26 protein-coding genes are annotated in these 26,400 nt (G+C 63.8%); 13 read left to right on the forward strand and 13 right to left on the reverse strand.

Annotation, left to right across the window (positions count from 1 at the left end):
• Position 1: 1 nt before the first annotated feature.
• The 4 genes from SLT36_RS10770 to hemF all read right to left on the reverse strand — a co-directional run bounded on the left by SLT36_RS10770 (position 2) and on the right by hemF (position 3,813).
• The gene (locus SLT36_RS10770; RefSeq protein WP_067959336.1) at positions 2-187 is read right to left on the reverse strand and encodes a DUF1059 domain-containing protein; all 186 of its coding nucleotides are present in this window, start codon (positions 185-187) and stop codon (positions 2-4) included.
• A 235-nt stretch (positions 188-422) separates the two neighbouring features.
• Positions 423-683: a DUF1344 domain-containing protein gene (locus SLT36_RS10775; protein WP_432287369.1), complete on the reverse strand. Its 261-nt coding sequence runs from the start codon at positions 681-683 to the stop codon at positions 423-425.
• Between the two features lie 275 nt (positions 684-958).
• The gene (locus SLT36_RS10780; RefSeq protein WP_432287371.1) at positions 959-2,776 is read right to left on the reverse strand and encodes a DEAD/DEAH box helicase; all 1,818 of its coding nucleotides are present in this window, start codon (positions 2,774-2,776) and stop codon (positions 959-961) included.
• A gap of 122 nt (positions 2,777-2,898) precedes the next feature.
• Positions 2,899-3,813 (reverse strand): oxygen-dependent coproporphyrinogen oxidase, encoded by a 915-nt coding sequence (hemF, locus tag SLT36_RS10785; RefSeq protein ID WP_432287372.1) that lies wholly within the window; start codon positions 3,811-3,813, stop codon positions 2,899-2,901.
• Positions 3,814-3,891: 78 nt separating this feature from the next.
• Between hemF and SLT36_RS10790 the strand changes: the two genes are divergently transcribed.
• Positions 3,892-4,149 carry a hypothetical protein gene (locus SLT36_RS10790; protein WP_184766810.1) on the forward strand — a complete coding sequence of 86 codons (258 nt, stop codon included), beginning with the start codon at positions 3,892-3,894 and terminating at the stop codon, positions 4,147-4,149.
• Between the two features lie 188 nt (positions 4,150-4,337).
• Positions 4,338-5,286 (forward strand): IS630 family transposase gene (locus SLT36_RS10795; protein WP_432283321.1). Its coding sequence is split into 2 segments (ribosomal slippage): positions 4,338-4,673 and positions 4,675-5,286, totalling 948 coding nucleotides; the frame shifts between segments, so codons are not numbered across the junction.
• A 6-nt stretch (positions 5,287-5,292) separates the two neighbouring features.
• Here the strand turns inward: SLT36_RS10795 and SLT36_RS10800 are convergent.
• Both SLT36_RS10800 and SLT36_RS10805 read right to left on the reverse strand, forming a co-directional pair.
• Positions 5,293-6,015, reverse strand: a complete 723-nt coding sequence (locus tag SLT36_RS10800; RefSeq protein WP_432287374.1) for an anti-sigma factor — start codon at positions 6,013-6,015, stop codon at positions 5,293-5,295.
• The gene (locus tag SLT36_RS10805; protein WP_432287375.1) at positions 6,012-6,563 is read right to left on the reverse strand and encodes a sigma-70 family RNA polymerase sigma factor; all 552 of its coding nucleotides are present in this window, start codon (positions 6,561-6,563) and stop codon (positions 6,012-6,014) included. Before SLT36_RS10805 ends, SLT36_RS10800 begins: the two co-directional genes overlap by 4 nt.
• Before the next feature lie 167 nt (positions 6,564-6,730).
• Between SLT36_RS10805 and SLT36_RS10810 the strand changes: the two genes are divergently transcribed.
• Positions 6,731-7,504: a DUF4394 domain-containing protein gene (locus SLT36_RS10810; protein WP_432287377.1), complete on the forward strand. Its 774-nt coding sequence runs from the start codon at positions 6,731-6,733 to the stop codon at positions 7,502-7,504.
• Positions 7,505-7,554: 50 nt separating this feature from the next.
• On the opposite strand, the gene soxR is transcribed toward SLT36_RS10810, so the two are convergent.
• On the reverse strand, positions 7,555-7,992 hold the full coding sequence (soxR, locus tag SLT36_RS10815) for a redox-sensitive transcriptional activator SoxR (RefSeq protein WP_432287378.1): 438 nt from the start codon (positions 7,990-7,992) through the stop codon (positions 7,555-7,557).
• A 164-nt stretch (positions 7,993-8,156) separates the two neighbouring features.
• Entirely contained in the window at positions 8,157-8,615 is a 459-nt protein-coding gene (locus SLT36_RS10820; RefSeq protein ID WP_432287380.1) for a tRNA (cytidine(34)-2'-O)-methyltransferase, read from the reverse strand.
• A 280-nt stretch (positions 8,616-8,895) separates the two neighbouring features.
• Here SLT36_RS10820 and SLT36_RS10825 point away from each other — a divergent pair, with 280 nt between their 5' ends.
• From SLT36_RS10825 to SLT36_RS10870, 10 genes are all read left to right on the forward strand, one after another.
• Positions 8,896-9,213, forward strand: coding sequence for a hypothetical protein (locus SLT36_RS10825; protein ID WP_432287382.1), 318 nt, complete (start codon positions 8,896-8,898; stop codon positions 9,211-9,213).
• A gap of 156 nt (positions 9,214-9,369) precedes the next feature.
• Complete coding sequence (locus SLT36_RS10830) at positions 9,370-11,250, forward strand: ABC transporter ATP-binding protein (protein WP_432287383.1); 1,881 nt, start codon at positions 9,370-9,372, stop codon at positions 11,248-11,250.
• A gap of 202 nt (positions 11,251-11,452) precedes the next feature.
• Positions 11,453-13,330 (forward strand): ABC transporter ATP-binding protein, encoded by a 1,878-nt coding sequence (locus tag SLT36_RS10835; RefSeq protein ID WP_432287385.1) that lies wholly within the window; start codon positions 11,453-11,455, stop codon positions 13,328-13,330.
• A gap of 364 nt (positions 13,331-13,694) precedes the next feature.
• Positions 13,695-15,563: an ABC transporter ATP-binding protein gene (locus tag SLT36_RS10840; protein WP_432287387.1), complete on the forward strand. Its 1,869-nt coding sequence runs from the start codon at positions 13,695-13,697 to the stop codon at positions 15,561-15,563.
• A gap of 9 nt (positions 15,564-15,572) precedes the next feature.
• Complete coding sequence (locus SLT36_RS10845; RefSeq protein WP_432287388.1) at positions 15,573-15,884, forward strand: DUF6665 family protein; 312 nt, start codon at positions 15,573-15,575, stop codon at positions 15,882-15,884.
• Positions 15,885-16,266: 382 nt separating this feature from the next.
• Positions 16,267-16,770, forward strand: a complete 504-nt coding sequence (gene petA / locus SLT36_RS10850) for a ubiquinol-cytochrome c reductase iron-sulfur subunit (RefSeq protein WP_245432124.1) — start codon at positions 16,267-16,269, stop codon at positions 16,768-16,770.
• A gap of 19 nt (positions 16,771-16,789) precedes the next feature.
• The gene (locus SLT36_RS10855; RefSeq protein ID WP_432287390.1) at positions 16,790-18,091 is read left to right on the forward strand and encodes a cytochrome b; all 1,302 of its coding nucleotides are present in this window, start codon (positions 16,790-16,792) and stop codon (positions 18,089-18,091) included.
• Positions 18,092-18,120: 29 nt separating this feature from the next.
• Positions 18,121-18,984, forward strand: coding sequence for a cytochrome c1 (locus SLT36_RS10860; RefSeq protein ID WP_432287391.1), 864 nt, complete (start codon positions 18,121-18,123; stop codon positions 18,982-18,984).
• A 179-nt stretch (positions 18,985-19,163) separates the two neighbouring features.
• Entirely contained in the window at positions 19,164-19,709 is a 546-nt protein-coding gene (locus SLT36_RS10865) for an adenine phosphoribosyltransferase (protein ID WP_432287393.1), read from the forward strand.
• Between the two features lie 357 nt (positions 19,710-20,066).
• Positions 20,067-21,449, forward strand: coding sequence for an FAD-binding oxidoreductase (locus tag SLT36_RS10870; RefSeq protein WP_432287395.1), 1,383 nt, complete (start codon positions 20,067-20,069; stop codon positions 21,447-21,449).
• 441 nt (positions 21,450-21,890) lie between these two features.
• Here SLT36_RS10870 and SLT36_RS10875 read toward each other — a convergent pair whose 3' ends face one another.
• The 5 genes from SLT36_RS10875 to ychF all read right to left on the reverse strand — a co-directional run bounded on the left by SLT36_RS10875 (position 21,891) and on the right by ychF (position 26,394).
• Positions 21,891-22,349 (reverse strand): MaoC family dehydratase, encoded by a 459-nt coding sequence (locus SLT36_RS10875; RefSeq protein WP_432287396.1) that lies wholly within the window; start codon positions 22,347-22,349, stop codon positions 21,891-21,893.
• The gene (locus SLT36_RS10880) at positions 22,346-22,810 is read right to left on the reverse strand and encodes a MaoC family dehydratase (RefSeq protein WP_432287398.1); all 465 of its coding nucleotides are present in this window, start codon (positions 22,808-22,810) and stop codon (positions 22,346-22,348) included. Before SLT36_RS10880 ends, SLT36_RS10875 begins: the two co-directional genes overlap by 4 nt.
• An 81-nt stretch (positions 22,811-22,891) precedes the next feature.
• Positions 22,892-23,866 (reverse strand): magnesium/cobalt transporter CorA, encoded by a 975-nt coding sequence (gene corA / locus SLT36_RS10885; protein ID WP_432287400.1) that lies wholly within the window; start codon positions 23,864-23,866, stop codon positions 22,892-22,894.
• Between the two features lie 167 nt (positions 23,867-24,033).
• Positions 24,034-24,831, reverse strand: a complete 798-nt coding sequence (locus SLT36_RS10890) for an APH(3')-II family aminoglycoside O-phosphotransferase (RefSeq protein WP_432287402.1) — start codon at positions 24,829-24,831, stop codon at positions 24,034-24,036.
• A gap of 459 nt (positions 24,832-25,290) precedes the next feature.
• Complete coding sequence (ychF, locus tag SLT36_RS10895; RefSeq protein ID WP_432287404.1) at positions 25,291-26,394, reverse strand: redox-regulated ATPase YchF; 1,104 nt, start codon at positions 26,392-26,394, stop codon at positions 25,291-25,293.
• Positions 26,395-26,400 lie beyond the last annotated feature (6 nt).

A 26,400-nucleotide genomic window follows, 5' to 3' on the forward strand; every position in this document is an offset into this window, starting at 1 on the left:
GTCAGGCCGCGTTGCGGACCTTCTCGATGCGCGAGCGAATGGCTTCTATCATCGTCTCGCGGATGATGGTTTCGCCATGGGTCTCGCGCATATGCTCGGCGACGCGGCGAATGATTTCAGCTTCGTCCTCGTGGCGGGTGTGCCATTGGCAGCCGGGGACAAGCGACCCGCATTGAAATTCCTTCATCGGATGTCTCCTTCCTCGTCCGTTTCGGGGGTGCACTATAACACGCAATCGGGCGATTGGTTGCGCTTGGTGGTGGGCCAGTCGACAGATTGAGATGGTCCGCCCGAGCATTCGTGGAAAAGTCCCGCTTTGTCAGTGGGTTGACGCTGCAGGTTGAAAAAATGATTCCGCCGGCTCGCAATGAAAAGGGCGGAACCTCGTGTTCCGCCCTTTTTTGCAGCGCGCGGCTTGGGCGCTACTTCACGATCTTGACGGATTCAGCCACCTTGTTTGTGCCGCTCATGTCCCAGGTGATCGAAACCTTTTCGCCTGCCTTCAGGCCGGGATCCTTGAACTTCTTCGACAGCATGAAGGATGTGCCGTCGGCGAGCGTCAGGCTCATCGCCTTGGCGTCGAAGGTCTTGATCGTCCCGTCCGTATGCTGGACGGCGGCGAAGGCTACGGCAGAGGTTGCAAAAATGGCAGCTGCGGCTGCCGGAACAAGAAGCTTGCGCATGGCATGCTCTCCGACGAATGCGGGCGCCCGAATGGACCGACCCGCCTGATGAGGGGCCGTCCAGTCACGTCGCGTCGCGGCCCAAGAGATCGAGCCGCCGGCGTTTCCCGGCCCCGGCGATAGAAATAGCCGTGCTTTGCCAGGGGCATATTAGACGAAAAACATATTTTCAAACGGTCACTTAGCCACATTCGGCGCCCAAAACTCTCTTTGTGGCGCCGAATGTGGCAAGCGCGAACCTTACGAAAAAGTAAGACCCAGTGAGAGCTTGGCGATCACTCGCCGAACCTCTTCTTCGGCTTGTACTTCTTGGCCGCGCCAGCACCCGCCGGCTTGTCGTAGGCCGGCTTGTCACCCGCACGCTTTTCGAACGGCTTCTTCTCGTAGGGCTTCTTTTCAAAAGCCTTCTTCTTGAAGGGCGGCTTGTCGGCGGGATCAAATTGGCCCTTGCGGTGCTGCTTCTTCGGCTTGGCGCCGTGGTCGGATGCAGGCGCGGCACCAGTACGGGTGATGGTCACGCCCTTTTCGCCGGTGCCCTGTTCCTCGACGGCCGCGGCAAAGGCGTCGGCACGCTCGGAGATAATCTCGAAATGCGAATCGTTCTCGAAGATGCGGATCGAGCCGATCTCGCGCTTGGTGACGCGGCCTGCCTTGCAGATCAGCGGCAACAGCCAGCGTGGTTCGGCGCGGTGCTTGCGGCCGACCGAGACGGCGAACCAGACGCCGCTTTCGAAGCGGTTGTCGGGACGTTCCACCTTGGCGGCGTCGAACACCGGTACAGGGCGGTCCGAGAGCTCTTCGGCGGCGGGACGCGAGGCCATCTGCTGGCGCAGCCAGGCCAGCGCGATCGTCTCAGGCGAGTGGGCGGCGAGGATTTCGGCGACCTGCGTTGCCTCGTCCTCGGCGGCAGCCTCGATGTCGGTGAGTTCGGCCAGCATGCGCTCGCGGTTGCGGGCGTCGATCTCTGCCGGGCCCGGTGCTGCCTGCGTCGTTGCCTCGAGCTTTGCCAGCTTGAGCAGGCGGGCAGCGCTGCCACGACGGTGGAACGGCACGATCAGCACGCACACGCCCTTGCGACCGGCACGGCCGGTACGGCCCGAGCGGTGCAACAACGTATCAGGGTTGGTCGGCAGGTCGGCGTGGATGACGAGGTCGAGGTTCGGCAGGTCGATGCCGCGGGCGGCGACGTCGGTCGCCACGCAGACACGGGCGCGGCCGTCGCGCATTGCCTGCAGCGCGTTGTTGCGTTCGGCCTGGCTCAGCTCGCCCGACAGCGCCACAACGGCGAAGCCGCGATTGGCAAGGCGCGCCGAGAAGTGCTTGACCGCTTCGCGCGTCGCGCAGAACACCATTGTGCTCTGGGCATCGAAGTAAAGCAGCGTGTTGATGATGGCGTTCTCGCGCTCGGACGGAGCGACCAGCACGGAGCGGTATTCGATGTCGTCGTGCTGGCGGCTTTCGCCTGCTGCGGTGATGCGCAGCGCGTTGCGCTGGAAGCGCTTGGCCATCTGGGCGATCTGCGGCGGCACTGTTGCCGAGAACAGAAGCGTGCGGCGCTCCTGCGGTGCTGCCGCCAAGATGAACTCCAAGTCTTCGCGAAAACCGAGGTCGAGCATCTCGTCGGCTTCGTCCAGCACCACGGCGCGCAGGCCGGAAATGTCCAGGGAACCGCGGGTGATGTGGTCGCGCAGGCGGCCCGGCGTGCCGACGACGATGTCGGCGCCTTCGTCGAGCGCGCGGCGTTCCTTGCGCATGTCCATGCCGCCGACACAGGAGGCGATGCGGGCGCCGGTCGCGGCATAGAGCCATTCGAACTCGCGGCGCACCTGGATGGCGAGCTCGCGCGTCGGCGCGATGATCACTGCCGAAGGTGCTGCGCCGGGCGTGAAGCGCTCGCGGCCGTCAAGCAGGGTCGGCGCGATGGCGATGCCGAAGGCCACCGTCTTGCCCGAGCCGGTCTGGGCCGAGACCAGGAGGTCGACGCCGCTGGCCTCGGGAGCCAGCACCGAGGTTTGCACCGGGGTCAGCGTTTCGTAGCCACGCGCGGCGAGCGCTCCGGCCAGCGCCGGAACCATGTTGTCGAAAATCGTCACGAAAATCTTCCAATGAGAGCAAGGCCCGTCACCAAAGGACGAGGGCCAAGGAAAGCGCGCTCTCTAAAGCTTTGCTGCCCGCACGTCAATGCGACGGCGGGCAGGGCAGCCATGCGTCCGGCTCAGGGCCACCTGACCTCAGGTGGCATGCTCGACAGGATCGAGGCGATGTTGCCGCCGGTCTTCAGGCCGAAGATCGTGCCGCGGTCGTAGAGCAGGTTGAACTCGACGTAGCGGCCACGGCGCACCAGCTGTTCGTCGCGGTCGCCGTCGGTCCAGTTGGTGTTGAAGTTCTGCCTGACCAGATGCTGGTAGGTGACGAGGAAGGCGCGACCGACATCCTGGACGAAGCGGAAGTCGGCGTCCCAGCCGCCCTTCTCCTCAGGCGAATGCTGCCAGTCGAAGAAGATGCCGCCGGTGCCGCGCGGTTCGTTGCGGTGTGGCAGGAAGAAATACTCGTCGCACCAGTCCTTGTATTTCTGGTGGTCGGCAACGCCAGGGTGCTTGTTGCAGGCAAACTGCATCGCCTTGTGGAAGGCGACGGTGTCGGCATCTTCCTGCGTGCGCCGGCGGTCGAGCACCGGCGTGAGATCGGCACCGCCGCCGAACCACCAGCGCGAGGTCGCCACCATGCGTGTGTTCATGTGCACGGCGGGCACGTTCGGGTTCTGCGGGTGGGCGATCAGCGAGATGCCCGAGGCCCAGAAGCGCGGGTCTTCTTCGGCGCCCGGCATCTGCTTGCGGAATTCCGGCGAGAACTCGCCATGCACGGTCGAGGTGTGCACGCCGACCTTCTCGAAGACGCGCCCATGCATCATCGACATGATGCCGCCGCCGCCCTTGCCGTCGTCGCGCTGCCAGGGCGTGCGCTCGAAACGGCCCGGTGCCCATGACGCCAGCGGTCCCTCGACCTGGTCCTCGAGTGCTTCGAAGGCGACGCATATGCGGTCGCGCAGCTCCTCGAACCAGGCGCGGGCGCGCGCCTTCCTGTCTTCGATGTCGGCCGGCAGTCCCGCCGGGATTTCAGGACGCTGCAATTTAGGCTCCGCACAAATGACTCGTAATTGTCCGGCGCGATCCCTAATCTCCTTCTGGCATGGGTCAAGGAGTTCTTTATGGGCACACCGACCAGACCGCCGCTGGAGGACCTCGCCAAGAGGCTTCAGCGCAGCCGGGCCGAACGTGAGCGCAGGCCGCGCGACGGGTTCCTGCGCGAGACTTTCGTGTTGCCGCGCAATGACGCGCGGCTCAAGGCGCAGGAGTGGTTCTCGCGCTGGCCCAAGCAAGCCTACTGGACCGAGATCGAAAGCTGGTTCGAACGCCCCGGCGACGTCATCGAGTTCACCATCCGGCGCCTGCCGACGTCGGATTGATCTTCCCTGGGCCGACAGTGAGTCGGGCTGCCGCGGAACCGCAACTGGTGGCTGCAAGCCATTGGCGCGGGATTCAAAACTACCTTCGGTGCGCTGACTATAGCGTTTCATTTTTTGAGAGAATCGTAGGATTCCCAAAGATTGGCGTTTGTGATTCAAGATGCTGGCTGGATGGAGGCCAGCATCTGATGACGCGAGCCCTTTCGAACGATCTTCGTGAGCGTGTTGTCGAAGCGGTTTGCGCCGGCGAGAACTGCCGTGCGGTGGCGTCGCGCTTCGGCGTTGCCGTTTCCTCGGTTGTGAAGTGGTCGCAGCGTTACCGTGCCACCGGGTCGGTTGCGCCGGGCAAGATGGGCGGACACCGCAAGCGGATTTTGGAGCCGCATCGTGCCTTCATCGTGGAGCGGATCAACCAGACCTCTGAACTGACGCTGCATCGGCTGAAGGACGAGTTGGCCGCACGCGGGGTGATGGTCTCGCACAATGCGGTCTGGATGTTCTTGAGGCGCGAGGGCCTGAGCTTCAAAAAAAACACTGCTCGCTCTTGAGCAGGGCCGAGCCGATATTGCTCGCAGGCGTCGGCGATGGCGGTCTTGGCAGGCCAGCCTGGATCCGCGGTGCCTGGTCTTCATCGATGAGACCTGGATCAAGACCAATATGGCTCCACTTCGGGGCTGGGGGCCAAGGGGCAAGCGCCTGCGCGGCTTGGCCCCGCACGGCCATTGGCGAACCCTGACCTTCCTGGGGGCATTGCGTTGGGACCGGCTTGCGGCACCTTGTGTCTTTGACGGACCAATCAACGGCCAGTGCTTCCGCGCCTATGTCGAGCAGCAACTCGTTGGCGTGCTGAAACCCGGCGATATTGTCATCATGGACAATCTGGGAAGTCACAAATCGGTCGCCATCAGGCAGATGATCAAGGCCGCTGGCGCCAGGCTTTGGTACCTGCCGCCCTACTCACCCGACCTCAATCCGATCGAGCAGGCCTTCGCCAAGATCAAACACTGGATGCGCCAAGCCCAGAAGCGCACCGTCGAAGAAACGTGGCGGCACGTCGGTCAACTCGTTGCGACCATCGAACCCGGCGAATGCGAGAACTATTTCGCAAACGCCGGATACGCTTCCGTCAAAACGTGAAAGGCTCTAGCCGGCCGGCCGTTTCGCAAGCCCCTTGACCAGGATCGGTCCCGTCGGCTTGCCGGTCGGCGAGCCGGGGCGGGGTTCGAGCGTGATCTCGTAGAGCTGGTCAGCCGCAGGCACAGGCAGCGCCTGGCCCTTCAGCGTGGTCACCTCGGCGCTGATTAGCGTGCCCAGCGAAACCGGACCGACTGCAGCGTCGTAGAGCGTCCACACCTGCATGATCTTGTCTTGCGGCACCTCGAAATCGGCGAGCGGGATGATCTTGACGCTGTTGTCGGCAAAGGCCTCGAACACCGCCCCCGTGGTGTTGTCGGGTGTCTGCAGCACCACGAGCACAACCGGCTCCGGCGTCGTCTTCATGACAAAGCCGCCAGCATAGCCGAGGCCGAAAGCGGCCGCGAGCGACGCTGCCAAGGCCAGTTTGCGCCAGGGGGGCATCTGGGTCGCGCTGTTCTGGTTGGCAGCGCTTTGTTCCGGCGGCGAGGCGCCGTGGTCCTGCGGCAGCGTTGCAATCTTGCCCAGGATTTCGTCCCACATGCCGGCAGGCACGTCGTGGGGCTTCACCGTGTGGTCGAGGCTGGACATGCGTTCGACGAGCCGTCGCACGGCTTCGGCAAATTCCGGGTCGCGCTCCATCTCGCGCTCCGCTTCGGCGCGGGCGTCATCATCCAGCAGACCGAGCACATAGTCGCCGGCGTGGGCAAGGTGTTCGCTGTCGCTGCTCATGACAGGCACTCCTGCAAGGCGATGACTCCGCGGCGGATCCAGGCTTTGACTGTGCCCAGCGGCGCGTTCAGTTTTGCTGCGATCTCGCCATGTGTGTAGCCCAGCACGTAGGCCAGAAGGATCGACCTGCGCCGCGGCTCGTCCAGTTGGCTCAGGCAATGCTTGAGCGCATCGGCCTCGTCGAGAGCCTCGAAGGCCGCGTCGGCGCTGCTGTCGCTTTCACCGTGCCTGGCCATGTCGTCGCCTGTCAGATGCAGGCGCTGGCCGTCGCGCAGCATGTTGAGCGCGCGATTGCGGACGATGGTGGTCAGCCAGGCGCGGGCACTGCCGCGCGCCGGATCGAAGCGCGGCGCATGCTTCCAGGCCGCGATGAAGCCTTCCTGCACTGCTTCCTCGGCGAGATCCTTGCGGCGCAGGATGCGGCGAGCGATGGCGATCAGCCTGCCGGCCTCGCTGGCGAACAGGTCACCTAGCGCCTCGCGGTCGCCGCTCGCGACCCGAAGCATCAGGCCGTCACAGAATTGGTCGCTTCGTTCGACAGCCGACATGCGGTCCCTTCTCGCCCGTTTGCAACGATACACGCCAGATGCATCACGGGATGCAAGCCCTTCTGAGAAATTTGCGGCGTTCTGCATCCAGAACCCGATCCCGTGGGTAAGGCCGGCGAGCGACGCGAAATCACCAGCGCTCACCGACCAACGAGAAGGAGACCGACATGAACCGCATCGCACTGCATATCGCCCTTGCGGGCACAATGCTCGCCGGCTTTTCCACAATGGCAGTGGCCGCTCCGGCGCTTGGACTTTCCGGCGACAAGACCTTGATCTGGTTCGACACCGACAAGCCCGGCGAGGTCAGGAAGATCGAGGTGACCGGGGTCGACAAGCTCCATGGTATCGACCTGCGTTCGTCCGATAACCTGGTCTATGGCCTGGCCGGCGACGGCTCGCTGGTCACCATCAACCTCGATACCGGTGCGGCTACGGCGGTGTCGAAGCTATCCAAGCTGCCGCCCGAGGGCGCCAAGGTCAGCGTCGACTTCAACCCGGCAGCCGACAAGCTGCGCGTCATTGCGTCGGACGGCACCAATCTGCGTGCCGATCCCGCGACCGGCGCGGTAACCGAAGACGGCAAGCTCGCCTTCGAGGCTGGTGATGCGAGTGCCGAGATGCCGACCGAGGTCATTGCCACCGCCTATACCAATTCCTTCGGCAAGCCCGAAAAAACGGCGATGTACGACATCCATGCCGGCGGGCTGTTCCTGCAGCAGACCAAGCCGAATGACGGTACGCTGAAGACGATCGGCAAGCTCGGCATCGAGCCCAGCGACGCCGTCGGCTTCGATATTCAGACATCGGAAGATGGCGCCAACACCGCGTGGCTGGCCGCAGGCGGCATGCTCTACAAGGTCAACATGGAGAGCGGTGCAGCTGAAAAGGCGGGCGAGGGCCTCGATGCCGGCTTGCGCGACCTGGCTATCCTGCGCTGACGCTTCGAACACTACCGATCCGGGACGGTAACGCCCCGGATCGGCCGTTTTTACTCCACCAGCAGTCGCCGCGGCCCTGGGCCCTGGCGTGCCAGCCGGTCCTCGCGGTTGCGCAGCGGGCACTTGTCGATCGACATGCAGCCGCAGCCGATGCAGTCGGTCAGGCCGTCACGCAGCTTCTTCAACTGTTCGATGCGGTGGTCGAGGTCGTGGCGCCAACCCGTTGAAAGCAGACTCCAATCCTCACGCGTCGGCGTGCGCCCGTCCGGCAGGGCGGCGAAGGCGGCGGCTATGTCGGCGAGCGAGATACCGACATCCTGGGCGATCCTGATCACCGCTACCCGACGCAGCACGTCCCTGGAGTAGCGCCGCTGGTTGCCAGCCGTGCGGTGGCTGTGGAACAGCCCGCGCGTCTCGTAGAAATGCAGCGCCGAAACCGCAACGCCGCTGCGTTTTGCCACCTCGCCGACAGTCAGTTCGCTTGCCATCGAAAATTCCCGCTTGACCTCAATATTAGTTGAGGTTGTACGAGGATATCCTTCACCGTGCAAGGAAGGATGACGACATGGCGAGACCCGCTGCCGACGACTGGAACGACGGTTTGCCAGGAGGCTGTTTCGCCGCGGCTGCACTGCGACTCGCGGCAGCCATTTCAGCCGAGCTGGCGCATCGCCTCGCCGGAAACCATCGCAGCAGCCAGCGCGACGTTGAGGCTGCGACCGCCGCCGGGCATCGGGATGAGCAGCCGCTCGAAGGCGAGATCGTGGATGTGATCCGGCACACCGGCCGATTCGCGGCCGACCAAGACGACATCGCCTGGTTCGAAGCGGAAATCCGTGTAGGGCAGGGTGGCTTTCGTCGACAGCAGCACCAGGCGACGGCCTTCGCCTCGGCGCCAGTCCTCGAAGCGGTCGAAGTCGACGTGCCGGGTCAGCGCCGCCATTTCGAGATAGTCCATGCCGGCGCGTTTCAGCGAGCGGTCGGAGATGTCGAAGCCGGCGGGTTCGATCAGGTCGACGGCGACGCCAAGGCAGGCCGCCATGCGCAGGATGGTGCCGGTGTTGCCGGCGATGTCGGGCTGGTAGAGCGCGATGCGGAATGGGCCGTTCATGTTGATGTCCTAATCTGTGGCAGCAAGGCCACAGCAAGTCGTGCCCAAGCAAAAAGTGAAGATGATGCTGTGGCGTTCTGCCGCGAAGGGGAGTATACGGCCTGCATTGTCAACCCGAACCGATGGAGGGGTACATGATGCTGCTTGACACACACCGCCCCGACTGTGGGCGACGTACTGCCTGAGGGCGGACCGGTTCGACGACTTTTCCTGACAATTCCAGGCATATTCGCATCGCGGTCCGCAGAAGCCCTTATCCGGTTTTCGAAGGACAATTCCGATGTTTGTCAACATCCCCACCGGGCACAACGCCCGTAACGAACACGACTCTGCATTTTTCGCCCACCGCAACGAGTTAGCTGAAGCAAGGCGCCATGCCATGATGCTGGCGCTCGGCGCGCATCAGCCCAAGGCGCACCCTCCGGTACGCCAGCGGCCGCATCGCGGCATGCTGCCCGATGTCGACATGTCGAATGTCGTCGTCGACCCCAGCTACAGGCCGCTGTTCGGCCGCATCGCTGCCCTGATCGGCCGGCTTGCCGGCCGGCCGGGTGCTACCCGGCCTGCTGCCGGAACGATGTCAGGAGGCAATAGCTGAGGATTCGCCGAATCCTCAGCGGCCCCCTACATTTCGAAAGCCCCCCGCCGGCTCTTAACTCCAAGAATCCGGCGTAATATGGCCGTGCCAGTGACCTTCCAAGATACGTCCCACGCGGAATTCGCCGCGTGCAGCATACCGAACTGAGAGACTGAAATGTTCCGCTGGTTTGAAAACAGACTGAATCCGTTCCCGCTTGAGGAACCGGTCGAGCCGCCGAAGACGCTCGTCGCCTTCTGCCTGCACTACACCAAGGGTGCCTGGCTCTACATCGTCATCGCCGCCGTGCTGACGTCGCTGATCGCGCTTGCGGAAGTGTGGATGTTCGGCTTCCTCGGCAACATCGTCGACTGGCTGTCGGCCCAGAACCGCGAGACCTTCCTTCAGAACGAAGGCTGGAAGCTCGCCGGCATGGCCTTCATCGTCATGGTCGTGCTGCCGGGCATGGTGGTGCTGCAGTCGCTGGTCAACCAGCAGACGCTGATGGGCAACTATCCCATGCGCATCCGCTGGCAGGTGCACCGCTACCTGCTCAAGCAATCGATGAGCTTCTACCAGGACGAGTTCGCCGGCCGCATCGCCACCAAGCTGATGCAGACCGCACTCGCCGTGCGCGAATGCGTGGTCAAGCTGATCGACGTGCTCAACTACGTCATTGTCTATTTCATTGGCGTGCTGATCATCGTCGGCTCGGCCGACCTGCGCCTTGCCGCCCCCCTGATCGTCTGGCTCGTCTGCTACGTGCTGTTGCTGCGCTACTTCGTGCCGCGTCTCGGCAAGCTGGCTGAAGAGCAGGCCGACGCGCGCTCGACAATGACCGGCCGCGTCGTCGACAGCTACACCAACATCCAGACCGTCAAGCTGTTTTCGCATTCACGCCGCGAGGCGACCTTCGCCAGGGAAGGCATGTCGCTGTTCATGGATACGGTCTACCGTTCGATGCGGCTGGTGACCTCGCTCTACGGCGTGCTTTATTTGCTCAACTCGACGCTGCTTCTGTCGGTTGGCATCCTGTCGATCTCGCTGTGGCTCAACGGCGCCGTTTCCATCGGCGCGGTCGCGGTCGTGCTTGGCCTGGTGCTGCGCCTTTGGGGCATGTCGCAATGGATCATGTGGGAGGTCTCCGGCCTGTTCGAGAGCATCGGCACCGTCCAGGATGGCATCACCTCGATCGCCATGCCGCGCCTGGTCGAAGACAAGTCCGAGGCAAAGGAGATCGTGGTCGACAAGGGCGGCATTGCCTTCGAAAATGTGCGTTTTCACTACGGCAAGAAGAAAGGCGTCATCGAGGATCTCACGCTAAACGTTCGTCCTGGCGAGAAGGTCGGCATCGTCGGCCGCTCGGGTGCCGGCAAGTCGACGCTGGTCAACCTGCTGCTGCGCTTCTACGACATCGAGGGCGGCCGCATCCTGATCGATGGGCAGGATATTTCGGCCGTCCAGCAGGACAGCCTGCGCGCCCGCATCGGCATGGTGACGCAGGACACCTCGCTGCTGCACCGCTCGGTCGCCGACAACATCCTCTACGGCCGTCCCGACGCCACCGAAGAGATGATGATCGAGGCGGCGCGGCGCGCCGAAGCACTCGACTTCGTCGCCACTCTTGCCGATCCCAAGGGCCGCAAGGGTTTCGCGGCGCATGTCGGCGAGCGCGGCGTCAAGCTGTCGGGTGGCCAGCGTCAGCGCATCGCGATCGCCCGTGTAATGCTCAAGGACGCGCCGATCCTGATCCTCGACGAGGCGACGTCGGCGCTCGACTCCGAGGTCGAGGCGGCGATCCAGGAAAACCTCTATCGACTGATGGAAGGCAAGACCGTCATCGCCATCGCCCATCGGCTGTCCACCATCGCCGCGATGGACCGTCTGGTGGTCATGGACAAAGGCCGCATCGTCGAACAGGGCAGGCATGACGAACTGGTTGCCAAGGGCGGCATCTACGCAGCCCTCTGGCAACGCCAATCCGGCGGCTTCCTCCTCGACGACGTTGTCGATGCGGCGGCAAACGACGGCGAGGCCAAGAGCCAGGCAGCAGAGTAGTGTGGATCGTTATCGAGGCCTTCCGCCGGTGCGGAAGGCCTCTTTCATTTCGGATGGGGGCCAGCCCTCCTCATTTTGTGAACATGCCGCCCAAGATTCGCCTGGCTTGGCGGCACGTTTCTCCTGCCAAGTCACGGTTGCCTCAATGGTCGGTTTGGGCCGAAAATAGTGAGTCGTTGCAGCCGGATAGCCCAGAGAGCTGATGAACAGAATCTACAAATGGTTCGAAAGCTGGGTCTATCCCTTCCGGGAACCTAGGAATCTCAGGCCGCCGGCGACAGTCTGGGGCTTCCTCTGGCATTATGTCGGTCAGGCGAAAGTTGCCTTCTTCGCCATGCTGGTCATCGGCGGCATCGCCCCTCTTGTCGAGGCCGGGCTGTTCTATTTCGTCGGCCGCCTCGTCGATATCCTCGACGGCTTGCCCGCCGATCGTAGCTGGGCGGCACTGTGGGATGTCGCGGGGCCCGAAGTGCTGTTCATGGCGCTCGTCGTGCTGGTCATCCGCACGTTCGTCGTCGGCTTGTCTGCGCTCGTCGACGAACAGACGATCACGCCTGGCTTCTACAACCTCGTACGCTGGCAGGCGCATCGCCATGTCTCGCGCCAGTCCTATTCCTTCTTCCAGAACGACTTTGCCGGCCGCATCGCGACAAAGGTCTGGCAGGCTGGGCAGGCGACCGGCGACCTGATGGAAAGCTTCATAGAGGTTGTCTGGTTCATGCTGGTCTACACCGTCACCACGCTTGCGGTGGTCGCCGGCCTCGACTGGCGGCTCGCGGCACTTGTCGTCGTGTGGATCGTCGCCTTCGGCTTCCTCGCCAACCATTACCTGCCGTCGATCCGCAAGCATGCAGAGGCGACCGCCGAGGCCGGCTCGATGATCAACGGCCGTATCGTCGACAGCTATTCCAACGTGCAGACGCTGAAGCTGTTCGCTGCCGACGGCGACGACCGCTACATCCGCTCCGGCTTCGACATCTATCTCGATGCGCTGCGGCCGTTCACCCGCAGGCTCACCGGTGTGCGCCTGGCGCTGACGGCACTGTCGGGCGTCATGATTACGGCCATCGCCTGGTATTCGATCCATCTCTGGATCGAGGGTGCGATCACTGTCGGCGCCGTCGCCTTCACGCTCAGCCTCGTGTTGCGCCTCAACATGCTGCTCGGCCGGCTGATGATGCAGCTCAACGGAATCCTCAGGAATCTCGGTGTGCTTGAAAACTCCAAGGCGCTGATCAGCCAGCCGCTTGGGCTTGTCGACAGGCCCGATGCCGGAGAACTGGCGGTCAAGGGCGGCGAAATCCGCGCCGACAAGGTGGTCTTCCACTATGGCAAGGGCGGCGGCGTGCTCGACGGCATCGAGCTTGTCGTCAAGCCGGGCGAGAAGGTTGGCATCGTCGGCCCGTCGGGCGCCGGCAAGACCACGCTCGCCAATCTCATCCTGCGCCTCTACGACCTCGAGGGCGGGCGCATCCTCATCGACGGTCAGGACATTTCAACCGTCACGCAGAATTCGCTGCGCGGCCAGATCGGCGTCGTCAGCCAGGACACGGCGCTGTTCCACCGTTCACTGCGCGACAACATCAAGCTCGGCAAACCCGATGCATCGGACGACGAGGTCGTTGCCGCCGCACGCCAGGCCGAGGCGCACGACTTCATCCAGACGCTCGCCGACAATCGTGGCCGCCAAGGCTACGATGCCTTCGTCGGCGAACGCGGTGTCAAGCTGTCGGGCGGCCAGCGCCAGCGCGTGGCGATCGCCCGCGTCTTCCTCAAGGATGCGCCGATCCTCATCCTCGACGAGGCGACCTCGGCGCTCGACAGCGACATCGAGGCGGCGATCCAGGAAAACCTGCATGCGCTGATGCAGAACAAGACGGTGCTTGCCATAGCTCACCGCCTGTCGACGATCGCAGCCCTCGACCGGCTGGTCGTGCTCGACAAGGGCGGCATCGCCGAGCAGGGCACCCATGACGAACTGCTCGCGCTCGACGGCCTCTACGCCCGCCTGTGGAAACGCCAGTCCGGCGGCTTCCTGTTCAACGAGGATGGCGTGCTCGACGAATCGAGGCCAGCGTGATGGTTACTGTCGTGCGAGGCACCCCCCATTGGCCTGCCGGCAATCTCCCCCGCAAGGGGCGAGATCATGCCTTCATCCGCGCCGCGCCCAAATGCAGAGGTCGAAACGAAGTCTCGTGCGACGCTGCAGAAAATGGCACGACGGCGACGCGCCTGATCTCCCCCCTTGCGGGGGAGATGGCCGGCAGGCCAGAGGGGGGTGCCTCGCGCCAATATTTGCGACAGGAATATTTGCGACGGGCCTCGCACCGACCTCGGCATAGTGCCTCATGCCAACCTCAGCTGAGCATCTGGTGCCAATCTGCGCGAAGCGTCTCGCGCTACCCCGCGCCGGGCACCTCCCGCCAGCCCGCGCGGAGCACGCCATGACCCCCGACCCCCTCCGCGAAAAACTCTGGCGCCGCCTCGAAGGCGCGATCGACCCGTTCCAGGACACCGACCGCGAAGTCCTGCCGGAGAGCGCCTGGGCCTTCATCCTCTACTTCGCCCGCCAGGCGAAGGGTCCGTTCACGCTGCTTCTGATCAGCGGCTTTTTGGCCGGCGCCATCGACGCCGCCCTCTACTGGTCGGTCGGCTGGCTCATCGACCTGCTCGACGCCACCACCCCGCAGCGCCTGTTCGCCGACCACTGGCCCGAGCTTGCCGGATTGCTCGTTCTGATCCTTGTGGTCCGTGCCGTCATCATCATCGGCTCGGCGATCGTCGAACAGCAGATCGTGGTGCCTGGCTTCTTCTCCATGGTGCGCTGGCAGGCGTTCCGGCGTGTCATCGAACAGCCCTATGACTTCTACCAGAACGATTTCGCCGGCCGTATCGCCACCAAGATTGTGCAGGGCGGCGAGGCCGTCGGCGACTTCATCGTCAACGTGCTGCAGACCATGTGGGCCTTCCTCACCTTCGTGTTGTTGTCCTTGACCATCCTTGTCTCGCTCGACCCGCTGATGGGGGCGGTGGTGCTCGCCTGGTTCCTCGGCTACGCCGCGATCGTCTATTTCCTTCTGCCCGAGATGCGCCGGGCCGGCCGTGCCACCGCCGACCAGCGCTCGATCTTCAATGGCCGCCTTGTCGATGCCTTCACCAACATCATGGCGGTCAAGCTGTTCGACAGCGGCCGGCGCGAGCATGCCTATGTCCGCGACGGGCTCGAAAGCTATCTCGGCGCGGTATTCAGGCTGACCCGCTCGATCACGACCGTGCGTTCGGCGGTGGCGCTGATCAACGGCGTGATGATGACGGCGGTGGCTGCCATCTGCATCGTCAGCTGGTCGCGTGGCGACATCTCCACCGGCGCCATCGCCGCGGCCCTCGGCCTCGTTTTCCGGCTCAACCAGATGTCGGGCTGGATGATGTTCAACATCAACGGGCTCGTCCGCAACTACGCCACCATCCAGGACGCCACCCGCACCATCTCAGTGCGGCCGGCGATCCGCGATGCTGAAAATGCCGCTGTCCTGCCGCGCGCTTCCGGCGACATCCTGTTCGACAACGTTTCCTTCCACTACGGCAAGGGCAGCGGCGTCATCGAAAACCTCAATCTGCATATCCGGCCGGGCGAGCGCGTGGCGCTCGTCGGTCCTTCAGGTGCCGGCAAGACCACCATCGTCAACCTCGCGCTGCGCCTGTTCGACGTCGAGCAGGGCCGCATCATGATCGATGGTCGCGACATTCGCGACATCACCCAGGCCTCGCTGCGCGCCCAGTTCGGCGTCGTCAGCCAGGATGCGATGCTGATGCACCGCTCGATCTCTGACAACATCGGTTATGGCAGGGCAGGGGCGTCGCAAGCCGAGATCGTCGATGCCGCCCGTCGCGCCGCAGCCCACGACTTCATCGTCGACGTCGCCGATCCACGCGGCCGCCGCGGCTACGACGCCCATGTCGGCGAGCGCGGCGTCAAGCTGTCGGGCGGCCAGCGCCAGCGCGTGGCGATCGCCCGTATGATGCTCAAGGACGCGCCGATCCTTATCCTCGACGAGGCGACCTCGGCGCTCGACTCGGAGGTCGAGGCGGCGATCCAGGACAATCTTGACCGGCTGATGGAAGGCAAGACCGTCATCGCCATCGCCCACCGGCTGTCGACCATTGTCGCCCTCGACAGGCTGATCGTGCTCGACGAGGGCCGCATCGTCGAGGAAGGCAGCCATGATGCATTGATCGCCAAGGGCGGGCTCTACGCGCAATTGTGGAAGCGCCAGTCGGGCGGCTTCCTGGCCGACAGGCTCGCGGCGGAGTAGGATCGCGCCATGTCCTCCGTTCGTCCGCCCTCCATTCTGTCCAACCGTTCCGAGCAGACGCTCAACGTTCTCGAATACGAGTTGCTCGCCGAAAAGGCGGCCGCACTTGGCCGTGCCGGCGAGCGGGTCGGCGAAGCGCTTGGCAAGCTCAATAAGCATCAAGGCGATGCCGAGCAGCGCCGTGTGCTCGTCAAGGCTGCGGCGGACGCGGTCTATGCCTATTTCATCCAGCGCGAACTGTGCGGCCTGCGCAGGCATGACGATGCCATCCGCGACTATGCGATCCCGCGCGAGGTGCTGGTGCGACTCGGCGCGAGTTGAGCCTTTGGCGATGCTTTGCCAGCGCCTGCGCAGCCTGCCGTCGCCGACCTCAAACCGCGCTCATGTCAGGGACTGCTGAACAACCCGCAAACCCGCTGCGGCGAGCGCTTTGGCAGAGGTTTTCCACTGCTTTGCATCGACCCCGCGACAATCTGCCCATGTGCCGTATGGCGTCTGGACAAAAAGGGCCTTCACGCATAAACCGAAGTCCAAATGCCGGAGGAATTCGCTAGCCTGGTTGCCATGCGCTGTCGGGCTTGCATCGTTGAGCGGGGACAATTGCTCAGCCTCTGGTTGGAATTGAGGCAAAAGGATCAGTCCCGTGAGCGCAACCGATACGAGCGAGCCAAATCGCCGCGATTTTCTCTATGTCGCTACCGGCATGGCCGGTGCAGTCGGCGCTGCCGCCGTGGCTTGGCCCTTCATCGACCAGATGCGCCCGGACGCCTCGACGCTCGCCGCTTCGTCGGTCGAAGTTGACGTCTCGTCGCTCACGCCAGGCATGTCGCTGACCGTCAAGTGGCGCGGCAAGCCTGTCTTCATCCGCAACCGCACCCCCGAAGAGATCAAGGCGGCACAGGAAGTGCCGATGGCCGACCTCAAGGATCCGGTCGCGCGCAACGCCAACATTTCCAGCGACGCCCAGGCGACAGACATCGATCGCACCGCCGGCGAAGGCAAGGAAAACTGGCTGGTCATGGTTGGCGTCTGCACCCATCTGGGCTGCGTCCCGCTCGGCCAGCAGGGTGATTTCGGTGGCTGGTTCTGCCCGTGCCACGGCTCCCACTACGACACGGCGGGCCGCATCCGCAAAGGACCGGCGCCGGAAAACCTTCACATACCGAATTTCCAGTTTCTTTCCGACACGACGATCCGGATAGGCTGAGGCAGGGGGACATAATTCCATGAGCGGTGGACACTCGACCTATTCGCCCAAAACCGGCATCGGCCGCTGGATCGATGCACGCATGCCGCTGCCGCGGCTGGTGCACGACTCGTTCGTCTCCTATCCGGTTCCGCGCAACCTGAACTACGCCTACACCTTCGGCGGCATCCTCTCGATCATGCTGGTGGCGCAGATCATCACCGGCGTCGTGCTGGCCATGCATTATGCCAACGACACGACGCTGGCCTTCCAGTCGGTCGAAAAGATCATGCGCGACGTCAACTCCGGCTGGCTGCTGCGCTACATGCACTCCAACGGTGCGTCGTTCTTCTTCATCGCCGTCTACATCCACATCATGCGCGGTCTCTACTACGGCTCCTACAAGGCGCCGCGTGAGCTGCTGTGGATTCTCGGCTGCATCATCTACCTCCTGATGATGGCGACCGGCTTCATGGGCTACGTTCTGCCCTGGGGTCAGATGTCCTTCTGGGGCGCCACCGTCATCACCGGCTTCTTCACCGCCATTCCTTTGGTCGGCGAGTGGGTCCAGCAGCTGTTGCTCGGCGGCTTCGCCGTCGACAATCCGACGCTGAACCGCTTCTTTGCGCTGCACTACCTGCTACCGTTCATGATTGCCGGCGTCGTCGTGCTCCACGTCTGGGCCCTTCACGTCACCGGCCAGACCAACCCGACCGGCATCGAAGTGAAGTCGAAGACCGACACCGTCGCCTTCACGCCCTATGCGACCATCAAGGATGGTTTCGCCATGGTCGTGTTTCTGGCCGTGTTCGCCTACTTCATCTTCTACATCCCGAACTTCCTCGGCCACCCCGACAACTACATTCAGGCCGACTCGCTGAAGACGCCTGCGCACATCGTTCCGGAATGGTATTACCTGCCGTTCTACGCGATCCTGCGCGCCGTCACCTTCAACATCGGACCCATCGACTCCAAGCTCGGCGGCGTGCTCGCCATGTTCGGTTCGATCGCCGTGCTGTTCGTCGTGCCGTGGCTCGACACCTCGAAGGTCCGCTCGGCCGTCTACCGTCCGTGGTACAAGCTGTTCTTCTGGCTCTTCGTCATCAACGCGATCTTCCTTGGCTGGCTCGGTTCACGCCCCGCTGAAGGTGCCTACGTGATCATGTCGCAGCTGGCCACGCTCTACTACTTCGCATTCTTCCTGGTCATCATGCCGGTTCTTGGCCTGATCGAGACCCCGCGCCGCCTGCCCAATTCGATCACCGAAGCGGTGCTCGAGAAGAACAAGGGCGGCTCGGCTCATCCGGCCGGTGCAACCGCTGCGCCCGAAACCCGCGGCTGAACCAACGAGAATCTGAAAGGGATTTTGGAATGAAAAAGATTCTCAACGGTCTGGCGGCCATCGGCTTCCTCCTCGTCGGCTCCGCCGGCGCGGCGGTCGCAGCCGAGGAAGCGAACCACGCTGCCGAGCCGACGCACTTCCCGATCCACAAGCCGAAGGAAATGGACTGGACCTTTGCCGGCCCGTTCGGCACCTTCGACAAGGGCCAGCTGCAGCGCGGCCTCAAGATCTACAAGGAAGTGTGCTCGGCCTGTCACTCGATGAACCTGGTGGCGTTCCGCACGCTCGAGGACCTCGGCTACTCCGAAGCGCAGGTCAAGGCTTTCGCTGCCGAGTATGAAGTGCAGGACGGTCCCAACGCTGAAGGCGAAATGTTCACCCGCAAGGCGCTGCCGGGCGATCATTTCCCGTCGCCCTTCCCGAACACGGCCGCTGCTGCTGCTGCCAATGGTGGCGCTGCACCGCCCGACTTCTCGCTGATCGCCAAGGCGCGCGGCGTCGAACGCGGCTTCCCGACCTTCGTCTTCGACATCTTCACGATGTACGCGTCGAACGGCCCCGACTACATCCACGCGCTGCTCACCGGCTATGACGAACAGCCGCCGGCCGGAATGGAAATCGCCGAGGGTACGCACTACAATCCGTTCTTCATCGCCGGCAAGTCGCTGGCTATGGCCAAACCGCTTTCGGACGGCCAGGTGACTTACGAGGATGGTTCGCCCGAGACCGTCGAGCAGTATTCGCGCGACGTCGCTGCCTTCCTGATGTGGGCTGCCGAGCCGCATCTCGAGGCACGCAAGCAGACCGGCTTCGCGGTCATGATCTTCCTGGTGCTGTTCGCTGGCCTGGTCTACGCGACCAAGCGCAGGGTCTGGGCCAACGTCGCCCACTAAGCCGCACCGCAGACTGATAGTGAAGGGCGCTCACAAGGCGCCCTTTTCTTTTGCCTTCCAAACCGTCACAACTTCCGCTGCATCTCCGGTGCCGAACCGGGACGATGCGCGAACCACAGCGCCAGGGCGTTGATTGCGGGGAGGCCCCCGCGGCGCCGCCGGCAACGGAGCCCCCGCCGATGAATACCTCGCTCGAACAGACGCTGCTCGGCACCATCAGGACGATCCCCGACTATCCGCGCCCCGGTGTGATGTTCCGCGACATCACCACACTGCTCGGCAATGCACGCGCCTTCCGCCGTACCATCGACGAGCTCGTTCATCCTTATGCCGGCGCCAAGATCGACCAGGTCGCGGGCATCGAGGCGCGCGGCTTCATCCTCGGCGGCGCCATCGCCCACCAGATGTCGGCCGGCTTCGTGCCGATCCGCAAGAAGGGCAAGCTGCCGCACGAGACCGTGCGCATCGCCTACAGCCTCGAATACGGGCTCGACGAGATGGAGATGCACAAGGACGCGGTCAAGGCAGGCGAGAAGGTCATCCTCGTCGACGACCTCATTGCCACCGGCGGCACCGCCGAAGCGGCCGTCAAGCTGTTGCGCCAGATCGGCGCCGACATCGTTGCCGCCTGCTTCATCGTCGACCTGCCCGAGCTCGGCGGCCGCAAAAAGCTCGAAGCACTCGGCGTCGACGTCCGTACGCTGATTTCGTTCGACGGGCATTGAGCGCCACTGCTCCTTGAGGCGTTGTCTCGACGCCTCTGCACTTTTCCAATCTGTTGCTGCACACTTTGCCTCGCAGCGAACCCTGAGGCTGCTTGCGCCGGCTCTGCCGCATGTCGTCTTGACGGCATGCGGAGCCTGACGCTTTCGTTTCATAGCGGTGCCGTCTAGGCCGCCAGCCTGAAACAATCGAAACACTCCGGTGCCAGTTCAGAAAAACAGCTGAAATCGACGCGGCGTAGGACTGGACGTGCCGCGAGTGCGGCAGGTTCAACCGGCCAAGCGCGCCCTCCATTGCCCGAACCCAAGATCGCGGCAGAGGCGCGAGCGCGTCTTGTTCCCCAACACGAGTGTTCAACAATGCTGAAGTCAACTGCTTCGCACGAGTTTCCCGAGCGGCTGCGCGCGAGCCTCATCGGCCAGGATGATCCCGGCTATGAGGCGGCGCGCAGCCTCTACAACGCCATGATCGATAAAAGGCCGCGCTGGATCGTGCCCTGCGCCGACGTCGGCGACGTGGTTGCGGCGGTCAATCATGCCCGCGACCGGCAGCTGCTCGTCGCCATCCGCGGCGGCGGCCACAACGGCCCGGGCCTGGGCAGCTGCGACGGCGGCATGGTCATCGACATGTCGCCGATGAAGCGCATCGATATCGATCCGATCAGCCGCATCGTGCGTGTCGAGGCCGGCTGCACCCAAGGCGACGTCGACCGGGCGACCAGTGCGCATGGCCTGGCGGTGCCGGCCGGCATCGTCTCGAGCACGGGCATCGCCGGGCTGACGCTTGGCGGCGGTACCGGCTATCTCACGCGCAAGCACGGTCTCACCATCGACAATCTGCTCGCAGCCGAGGTCGTTCTGGCCGATGGCAGCGTCGTCACCGCAAATGCCCAAGAGCATCCTGAGCTGTTCTGGGCGTTGCGCGGCGGCGGTGGCAATTTCGGCGTCGTCACCCGCTTCACCTTCCAGGCCCATCCGGCCAAGGACGTCTTTGCCGGGCCGATCTTCTACGACATCGCCCATGCTGCCGAGATCATGCGCTGGTACCGCGACTTCCTTCCGAGGGCGCCACGCGAACTCGGCATGTTCTTCGGCATGAAGACGGTGCCTTCCTGCGATCCGTTCCCGCGCGAGATCTGGGGGCGGCGCATCTGCGCGCTGATCAGCTGCTACAACGGCACCGAGGCGGACGGCATCAGGGCGATGCAGCCGATGCGCGAAGCACTCCCCGAGCCGCTGATGGATGGCATGATGACGATAGGCTTCGCCGACCTGCAGGGGCTGTTCGACCCGCTGCTGCCCAAGGGGCTGCACTGGTACTGGAAGGGCGACTATGTCGACGAACTGTCGGATGCGGCCATCGCCGCCCATGTCGCGCATGGCTCGAAGAGCCCGAGCGAGCTGTCGCTGATGCATCTCTACCCCATCGACGGCGCCGTCCACGACGTGGCCCCCGATGCGACCGCCTGGGGCGCACGTCGTGCCCGCTGGTCGATGGTCATCGCCGGCATCGACCCCGACCCGGCAAAAGGGGCCGAGCTGAAGCACTGGGCCAGTGCCTACTGGGCCGCGGTGCACAAGCACAACCCACATGGCGGCGCCTACATCAACTTCATGATGGATGACGAGGGCGAAGAACGCGTCCGCGCCGCCTTTGGCGACAACTACCAGCGCCTCGTCGCCGTCAAACGCCGCTACGACCCGGCAAACCTGTTCCGGGTCAACCACAACATCCGGCCGTGAGCGAGCGGCCTTCGGCATGCCGCCACCCATGGAGACGTTCTCCGCGGGTGGCAGATTCTTTTTGCGGCGCGTGTCCGATTCTAGTCGCCAGCGTCGTGATCCGTAGCCCCCCCTCTGGCCTGCCGGCCATCTCCCCCACAAGGAGGGAGATTAGTCGCGTCGCCGGCGGCGCCCTTTCTGAGAGGTTGCAAGGGGGGAGCAGCTACGTCGGTGACTGGGCGAGGCGTCTATGAAGGCCTGATCTCCCTCCTTGTGGGGGAGAGGGCCGGCAGGCCAGAGGGGGTGCGAAGCATCGAGAGGTGGAACATTGGCTTCGTGCGGCACCCTCCGAGCCAGGGTAGATTGGGGGCAGATCATAACTGAGAGATCTTGGCTCTGCCCCTCATCCGGCCCTTCGGGACCACCCTCTCCCCGTAGACGGGGCGAGGGGAATGTCCAGCGTTACTCCACCTTCACCAGGACGGCGCTGTCGAACTCGATGACCTTGTCGCCCGTGCTGTCGAAACCCTCCGAGTGCAACGTCATCATCCGCCAGCCGGGGCGCGTGGCGAGCGGCCGGTGGTCGATACCACGGCGGGTGAAGATGACGGTCTCGCCGGCAAACACCGGCTTCAGCCATTTCAGATTCTTGAAGCCGGGCGAGGGGCCGAATTCGGGCTTTGGTCCGGGCCCGTCCCAAGCGCGGCCGCGATGGGCGAGGTTGAGCTTCATCCACGCCGCCGTGGTGTGCCAGCCCGAGGCGCAAAGGCTGCCGAAGACGCTTGCCTTGGCTGCCTCCTCGTCGGTGTGAAACGGCTGGGGATCGTATTTGCGGGCAAAGTCCTTGATCGCCTCGGCGCTGAAATGATGGCTGCCAAGCGTGATGGTGACACCGATACCGAGATACTCGTCGAGGGTCATTGTGCTGCCTCGCGGGTCAGGAACATGCAGGTGTTGACCAGCTCGAAGACCGGCTCACCCTTCTGGTTGGCCAGTTCGGCGCGCCAGCTGACGAAGCCGAGCCCAGGCTTCGACTTCGACAGGCGGCTCGACAGGATGGTCAGTTTGCCGGAAAGCATGTCGCCTGCAAGCACCGGCTTCTTCCACTTGGCGTAGTCGATGCCGGGCGCGCCCTGCGAGGTCGAGTTCAGCAGCAGCGCGTCGCACAGCATGCGCATGAACATCGAGCAGGTGTGCCAGCCCGAGGCCGCCAACCCGCCGAGAATGCTCGCCTTGCCGGCTTCCTCGTCGAGGTGGAAGAGCTGGGCGTCGAACTCCGAGGCAAACTCGATGATCTCCTCGGCGACGACGGTCTTGCTGCCGAGGTCGATGATCACGCCCTCGGCAAGGTCCTCATAGGCCCATGTCTTGCTGCTGCGCATCGGTTATCCTGTTCAAGCTTGTACGATAACCTTGGACCGGCCTCGCGGGACGCGCAAGGCCGGCTACAGGCAATCATTGGCTCAGAGCCAGCCGCGGCGGCGGAACCACCAGAACGGCAGCACGGCCGAAATGACCATCAGGCCGATTGCCATGGGATAGCCGAGCATCCAGCGCAACTCCGGCATCAGGTCGAAGTTCATGCCGTAGATCGAGGCGACAAGCGTCGGAGGCAGGAACACCACGGCCGCCACCGAGACGATCTTGATGATGCCGTTCTGCTCGATGTTGATCATGCCGAGCGTGGCATCAAGCAGGAAGGTGATCTTTTGCGACAGGAACGAGGCGTGGTCGGTCAGCGACAACACGTCGCGCGACAGCGTCTTGACCCGTGCCTTGGCGTCCTTGCCGTTCTTGCCCTGTGCCAGCGCGTTGGCGAGGAAGCCGGACAGGCGTTGCAGCGAGGTCAGGCTGTCGCGGATGTTCGACGTAAGAGACTCTTTGCGGCCGAGGGTCTTGAGGACCTGCTGAAAGTCGCGGTCCCGCTTCGATGCCTTGGTCGCCGTCGGGTTGAAGATGTCTTTCGACTGCAGCTCGATGTCGCGCGACACCCGTTCCAGCACGTCGGCGAGGCGATCGACGATCGCCTCCAGCAGCCCGACGAGGATGGTCTCGCCCGACGTGCAGCCGATTGCCGCCTTCTCGGCGCGCACAGGGAATGACAGGAACGCCTTCGGCTCGTGATAGCGGATGGTGACCAGCAGGTTGCGGCGCAGGACGAAGGTGACCGGCGACATCACCGGGTCGTCGCTGTCGGCCTGCGACGGCAGCGTCGCCGTCATGAAGTAGGCGCCGTCCTCGACATAGAGCCGGGACGAGATCTCGATCTCCTCCATCTCCTCGCGCGTCGGAACGCCGACGCCAAGCCACTGCTCGACCTCGGCCTCTTCTTCTCGGGTCGGGTTGAGCAGGTCCGCCCAGACAATGCTGTCTTTCGCGGCCGCAATGGAGTCTGCAAGGCGCAGACGATCGTTTTCCACGACGAATGCCTTGATCATCGCCGGTCTCCCACATTTGGAGCTGATATCGTGCCCGGTCGCGGGCGGGGTTAAAGGATTGCGCCGGCGGGTCACGAAAGGGCCGGGCCAGCGCCTAGGCGCGATAGACCCGAGCGGCTGCGACGTCAAGTTGCAAATCGATAAGGTGATGCCGGGCCGGCAGCCGATCAGAAGAACTCGTCGAGAAGCTGGTAGTAGGACAGCTTGGCTGCGTCGGCGTCGGGCAGGCCGTAGAGCGCGAGGAAAGGTACGATCCACTCTTCGCCGAGATTGAAGTGGATGCTCCAGCAGAGAATGCCGAGATCCTGGCAGCGGTCGGCGACGCCGAGCCGACTGCAGTCGATGAAGCCGGAGAAGCGGCCTCCATCGGCGATGAAATTGGGCATCGACGCGTCGCCATGGGTGACGACAAGGTCTTCCTTGCCGGCGGGCCGGCGCGCCAGCAGTTGCTCGAACACGGCTTCGGCGGGCTGACCCAGCCATTCTTCGTCGAAGTCCTCGACGTCGACCACACCCGCTACCAAGCGCGTCCGGGCAACCTCGATGCGTGCCGAAAGCCTGTGGTCGAAGGGGCAGGAGGCGATGTCGAGTGCATGCAGCCGGCGCAGGGCGTTGGCCATGATGGCGACAGCCTGCTCGGGGGGAACCTCGTGCGAAACGAGGTCTTGTCCGGCGACGGCTGTCATCAATAGCCAGTGGACTCCATCGTGGGTTTCGAAAGCCAGGACCTGAGGGCAGGGGATGCCCTGGCCGTCCAACCAGCGCAGACGCGCCACCTCGTCGGGCAGTTCGGCGAAGTCGCCTGTCGCCTCGGTCTTGAGGAACAGTGTCGGCTTGCCGGCAGCCGCAAGCTTGAACACGCCGGCATTCGAATGGCCGATGGTCTGCCGGTCCCAGCTGTAACTAGCCAGTGCCTCGCGCAGCAACGCGGGAAGATCCATCTCGACATGTGCGTGCTGTGTCATCCGGCCCCTCAAGATACAATTGCTGCGCGGGCAGCATCGCCGCCGTGTCGCTTGGGGCGCAGATAGGTATTCGCAGCGGAACCGTCGAGAACAATCCGGTTGATCGTGTGTAACGCTGGTGATGAGGCTGCCTGAAGAGGAGAGAGCCTCGAGCCGGTCCAAGTGCTGGATTTGGCCGTATGATGTCGCCATCCTGGACAAACAAAAAAGGCCGGGATGCCCCCGACCTTTCTCTAGCGTCTCAACATCCAGTGCCAGTACATCCGTGGTCAAAGGTGGAGACGATCTGCAAATCTCTGAGGCGACCGTAGCCAGACTTGGTTAGCAAAAGGTTAACGCTGCGAGGGCACAGACTGAAAGCCGGGCTCGCAAAGGCCGGGTGACCGGACGGTCTCATTGCCAAAAGAAAAGCCCCGCAATGCGGGGCTTTTCGAAGGCGCATGCGGTGGAGCCAGGCGATCAGGTGTTGAACTTGAACAGCATCACGTCGCCGTCCTGGACGACGTATTCCTTGCCTTCGTCGCGCGCCTTGCCGGCTTCCTTGGCAGGGACTTCGCCGCCGAGGGTGACGAAGTCGTTGAAGGCGATGGTCTGGGCGCGGATGAAACCGCGTTCGAAGTCGGTGTGGATGACGCCTGCCGCCTGAGGCGCCTTGGCGCCCTTGTGAACGGTCCAGGCGCGCGTCTCCTTCGGCCCTACGGTGAAGTAGGTGATCAGGTGCAGCAGTTCGTATCCGGCGCGGATGAGCTTATCGAGGCCCGGCTCGTCGAGCCCCATGTCGGCCAGGAATTCCTGAGCTTCCTCGTCGGGCAGCTGCGCCACCTCGGCCTCGATGGCCGCCGAGATGATGACGACGCCGGCGCCCTGCGCCTCGGCCATCTTCTGGACGGCTGCGGTGTGTTCGTTGCCGGTCGCGGCATCGCTTTCGGCGACGTTGCAGACATAGAGCACCGGGTGCGAAGTCAGAAGGTTCAGGCCCTGCAGGATGGCGAGGTCTTCGGCGGCGATGCCCTTGAGCAGCAGGCGCGCCGGCTTGCCGTCCTGGAGCAGCGCCAACGCCTGCTCCATCATCGGCAGCACGGTTGTCGCTTCCTTGTCCTTACTGGCGCCGCGCTTGCGGAACTGCACGATGCGGCGCTCGAGACTTTCAAGGTCGGCGAGCATCAGCTCGGTCTCGACCGTCTCGGCGTCGGCGACTGGGTCGATGCGGCCCTCGACATGGGTGATGTCGTCGTCTTCGAAGCAGCGCAGCACATGCACGATGGCGTCGACCTCGCGGATGTTGGCCAGGAACTGGTTGCCCAGGCCTTCACCCTTCGATGCGCCGCGTACCAGGCCGGCGATGTCGACGAAGGAGATGCGGGTCGGAATGATCTCCTTCGACTTGGCGATGTTCGCCAGCTGCTTGAGACGCGGATCCGGCACCGCGACCTCGCCGGTGTTTGGCTCGATGGTGCAGAACGGGTAGTTGGCCGCCTGCGCGGCAGCCGTGCGCGTCAGCGCATTGAAAAGCGTCGATTTGCCAACGTTGGGCAGGCCGACGATGCCGCATTTGAAACCCATGGTCTT

Origin of the sequence: Aminobacter sp. BA135, from assembly GCF_050859125.1 — a bacterium.
GTDB lineage: Bacteria > Pseudomonadota > Alphaproteobacteria > Rhizobiales > Rhizobiaceae > Aminobacter > Aminobacter ciceronei.

Excerpts from the sequence above, each read along its gene's own strand:
- SLT36_RS10770 (WP_067959336.1), bottom strand. The coding sequence starts at position 187 with ATGAAGGAATTTCAATGCGGGTCGCTTGTCCCCGGCTGCCAATGGCAC.
- SLT36_RS10775 (WP_432287369.1), bottom strand. The coding sequence starts at position 683 with ATGCGCAAGCTTCTTGTTCCGGCAGCCGCAGCTGCCATTTTTGCAACC.
- SLT36_RS10790 (WP_184766810.1), top strand. The coding sequence starts at position 3,892 with ATGGGCACACCGACCAGACCGCCGCTGGAGGACCTCGCCAAGAGGCTT.
- SLT36_RS10800 (WP_432287374.1), bottom strand. The coding sequence starts at position 6,015 with ATGAGCAGCGACAGCGAACACCTTGCCCACGCCGGCGACTATGTGCTC.
- SLT36_RS10805 (WP_432287375.1), bottom strand. The coding sequence starts at position 6,563 with ATGTCGGCTGTCGAACGAAGCGACCAATTCTGTGACGGCCTGATGCTT.
- SLT36_RS10810 (WP_432287377.1), top strand. The coding sequence starts at position 6,731 with ATGAACCGCATCGCACTGCATATCGCCCTTGCGGGCACAATGCTCGCC.
- soxR (WP_432287378.1), bottom strand. The coding sequence starts at position 7,992 with ATGGCAAGCGAACTGACTGTCGGCGAGGTGGCAAAACGCAGCGGCGTT.
- SLT36_RS10820 (WP_432287380.1), bottom strand. The coding sequence starts at position 8,615 with ATGAACGGCCCATTCCGCATCGCGCTCTACCAGCCCGACATCGCCGGC.
- SLT36_RS10825 (WP_432287382.1), top strand. The coding sequence starts at position 8,896 with ATGTTTGTCAACATCCCCACCGGGCACAACGCCCGTAACGAACACGAC.
- SLT36_RS10830 (WP_432287383.1), top strand. The coding sequence starts at position 9,370 with ATGTTCCGCTGGTTTGAAAACAGACTGAATCCGTTCCCGCTTGAGGAA.
- SLT36_RS10835 (WP_432287385.1), top strand. The coding sequence starts at position 11,453 with ATGAACAGAATCTACAAATGGTTCGAAAGCTGGGTCTATCCCTTCCGG.
- SLT36_RS10840 (WP_432287387.1), top strand. The coding sequence starts at position 13,695 with ATGACCCCCGACCCCCTCCGCGAAAAACTCTGGCGCCGCCTCGAAGGC.
- SLT36_RS10845 (WP_432287388.1), top strand. The coding sequence starts at position 15,573 with ATGTCCTCCGTTCGTCCGCCCTCCATTCTGTCCAACCGTTCCGAGCAG.
- petA (WP_245432124.1), top strand. The coding sequence starts at position 16,267 with ATGGCCGGTGCAGTCGGCGCTGCCGCCGTGGCTTGGCCCTTCATCGAC.
- SLT36_RS10855 (WP_432287390.1), top strand. The coding sequence starts at position 16,790 with ATGAGCGGTGGACACTCGACCTATTCGCCCAAAACCGGCATCGGCCGC.
- SLT36_RS10860 (WP_432287391.1), top strand. The coding sequence starts at position 18,121 with ATGAAAAAGATTCTCAACGGTCTGGCGGCCATCGGCTTCCTCCTCGTC.
- SLT36_RS10865 (WP_432287393.1), top strand. The coding sequence starts at position 19,164 with ATGAATACCTCGCTCGAACAGACGCTGCTCGGCACCATCAGGACGATC.
- SLT36_RS10870 (WP_432287395.1), top strand. The coding sequence starts at position 20,067 with ATGCTGAAGTCAACTGCTTCGCACGAGTTTCCCGAGCGGCTGCGCGCG.
- SLT36_RS10875 (WP_432287396.1), bottom strand. The coding sequence starts at position 22,349 with ATGACCCTCGACGAGTATCTCGGTATCGGTGTCACCATCACGCTTGGC.
- SLT36_RS10880 (WP_432287398.1), bottom strand. The coding sequence starts at position 22,810 with ATGCGCAGCAGCAAGACATGGGCCTATGAGGACCTTGCCGAGGGCGTG.
- corA (WP_432287400.1), bottom strand. The coding sequence starts at position 23,866 with ATGATCAAGGCATTCGTCGTGGAAAACGATCGTCTGCGCCTTGCAGAC.
- SLT36_RS10890 (WP_432287402.1), bottom strand. The coding sequence starts at position 24,831 with ATGACACAGCACGCACATGTCGAGATGGATCTTCCCGCGTTGCTGCGC.
- ychF (WP_432287404.1), bottom strand. The coding sequence starts at position 26,394 with ATGGGTTTCAAATGCGGCATCGTCGGCCTGCCCAACGTTGGCAAATCG.